This window comes from Pseudoalteromonas sp. TB51 (assembly GCF_000498055.1).
Lineage (GTDB): Bacteria > Pseudomonadota > Gammaproteobacteria > Enterobacterales > Alteromonadaceae > Pseudoalteromonas > Pseudoalteromonas atlantica.
Genome location: NZ_AUTO01000027.1, coordinates 1 through 2,524, shown reverse-complemented (window position 1 = coordinate 2,524; position 2,524 = coordinate 1). Strand labels below are relative to the sequence as shown.

Sequence of the window (2,524 nt, the reverse complement as noted above, 5' to 3'; positions counted from 1 at the left end):
GGCAGGGCTAGACGATGATTACCGCTCAACCCTGTTGGAGTCTGGGATTAAAATGCGCTAGCCGTGTGTTTATTGTGCAAATGAGCTAAAAAACTTTAAGCTAAGGGCGTATCGCCCTTAGTAAGCACATGCCGTGCAGCGCATGTTAAGCCACCAAAGAACAAGGCGGGCTAATCTTTATTTAACCATTGGTTGATTGAGTCATACATTTCATCGCGTATCAGCGGTTGTGCTTCTTTATTTGGATGTAATTGATCTCTTTGCATTAAGTTTGGCTTATCTGCCACATTAAGCATAAAAAAGTTAAGTAAATGAGCATTTGTTTTTTCACTTACTTGTGTAAAACTGTCAGTGAACATTTTACTGTAACGCGGCCCGTAATTAGGGGGAATATAAATTTCCATTAACGCGACCATGGCATTTTCAGCTTGGCTTTTTTCGATTAAATCCGTTAAGTTGGCCTGCATTTTTGTTACCGGAAAACCACGTAAACCATCATTAGCACCAAGCTCAATAAGTACATGGCTTGGTTGGTATTGCGCTAGTAAGGCATCTAGCCTGCGTAAAGCGCCACCGGTAGTTTCGCCACTAATACTGGCATTAATTAGCTCTATATTACGCTGCTCTGCATCGTATTTATCTTGTAACAATTTAACCCAGCCTTGCTCTTGTTTAAGCCCATAGGCTGCACTTAAACTGTCTCCAAGTATTAAAATCGTGTTGTCGGCCGCCGCACTAAGTGGTTTGATAACTAAAAATAAAACGAATACAAAACGTAGGATTGAATGAGTCATATGTCAGTGCTTTCTCAATTAAATATTATTCAAGTAAATGGTTTGTCTAAAGTAGTTTCTACCTTCGAAGGTGAGTTGCCCATCCTCAGCGACATCAGCTTTAATGTCAAGCATGGCGAGTCAGTTGCTATTGTTGGCACCTCTGGCTCAGGAAAATCCACGTTATTAAGTTTATTAGCGGGGCTAGATACCGCCAGCAGTGGTGAAATTACCCTTGATGGCGAGCCGCTACATAAATTAGATGAAGAGCAACGCGCGGCATTGCGTGCTGAAAAAGTAGGTTTTGTATTTCAATCTTTTATGTTGGTACAAAGCTTAACCGCACTTGAAAACGTGATGCTGCCGTCAGAGCTTGCTGGCGAAAGCGATGCCAAAGAGCAAGCTCTTGCCCTATTAGAAAAAGTGGGGCTGAGCCATCGTATTGATCATTACCCATCGCAACTCTCTGGTGGTGAGCAGCAACGTGTAGCCATTGCCCGCGCTTTTATTGGCACACCTAAAATTTTATTTGCCGATGAGCCCTCTGCAAATTTAGACAGTAAAAACGGCAAAATGGTGGAGTCACTATTATTTGATTTAAACCAGCAACACGGCACAACGCTAATTTTAGTAACTCACGATGAAGCACTCGCGCAAAAGTGCCAGCATATTGTACAAATTGAAGCGGGCTGCTTAGTTAAAAACTCAAAAGAGGACGTAGCGAATGTGGGCTAAGTTAGCACTTAAATTATTTGCGCGTGAATTTCGCCGCGGCGAACTTACGGTAATTAGTGCCGCCATTGCGCTGGCGGTATTAACGGTGCTTACACTGTCTATGGTCACTGAGCGAATAGCACAAAGCATAGCGCAAAAAAGTAGCGCGTTTATTGCCGCAGATAGAGTATTGGCAAGCGCCCATGAGCTAGATACGGCGTTTATTAGCAAAGCCAAACAAGAAAACTTACAAACTGCGCAAATGATCTACTTTGATACCATGTTATTTGCCAACGACGAGATGCAATTTACCTCAGTAAAAGCGGCGTCTAACGAATACCCGTTAAAAGGCGAGTTAAAAGTAAAATCATCATTGCTTGGCGAAACACAAGTAGCGCAGGGCGGCCCAAAGCCTGGCAATGTGTGGCTAAGCGAATCAGTTTTTTACAGCTTAAATATTGATATTGGCAGCCAAGTAGAGCTAGGCGCAGCAGTATTTAATGTAGAAAAAGTGGTGGTTGAAGAGCCAGATGCGCCGTTTAATGTATTTTCGAGCAGCCGCAGAGTGCTTATAAATATTGCTGATGTAGCAAAAACTGAGGTTATTCAACCTGGCAGCCGAGTAAATTATCGCCAGCTCTATGCAGGCGATGAATCAGATATAACCCGGTTTTATGAATGGTTAAAGCCGCAAATGGCTGAAAACCAACGTTGGTATGGCGTAAAAGATAGACAATCACCCATATCAAATAGCTTAAACCGTGCCGAAAGCTTTTTATTACTGGCCGGTTTGCTGGGCATTATTTTGGCTACGGTTGCTATTGCTGTGTCGGCAAAGCGTTATTGTGAGCGCCAATACGACCCCGTAGCAATGATGAAAACACTTGGCGGAAGCCGTGCATTAATTCGTAAAATATATTTTATGCACTTACTCATGGTGTGTGCTTTAGCGGTTATTGTGGGATTAGCCATAGGCTACGGTTTGCAAGAAATAGCCACTGGTTATTTAGCAAAAAGTATGGATATGAGCTTACCTG

Annotated in this window: 3 protein-coding genes; 2 read left to right on the top strand and 1 reads right to left on the bottom strand. The window is 42.9% G+C overall.

Features of this window, described 5'->3' with window-relative positions:
* Positions 1 to 170: 170 nt before the first annotated feature.
* Complete coding sequence (locus L650_RS0100720; protein ID WP_024032180.1) at positions 171 to 794, bottom strand: arylesterase; 624 nt, start codon at positions 792 to 794, stop codon at positions 171 to 173.
* Here L650_RS0100720 and L650_RS0100715 point away from each other — a divergent pair, their 5' ends adjacent.
* Both L650_RS0100715 and L650_RS0100710 read left to right on the top strand, forming a co-directional pair.
* Positions 795 to 1,508 (top strand): ABC transporter ATP-binding protein, encoded by a 714-nt coding sequence (locus L650_RS0100715; protein ID WP_029771800.1) that lies wholly within the window; start codon positions 795 to 797, stop codon positions 1,506 to 1,508.
* A partial coding sequence (locus L650_RS0100710) for an ABC transporter permease (RefSeq protein ID WP_029771799.1) occupies positions 1,498 to 2,524 on the top strand: 1,027 nt, incomplete at its 3' end. The genes L650_RS0100715 and L650_RS0100710, both read left to right, overlap by 11 nt.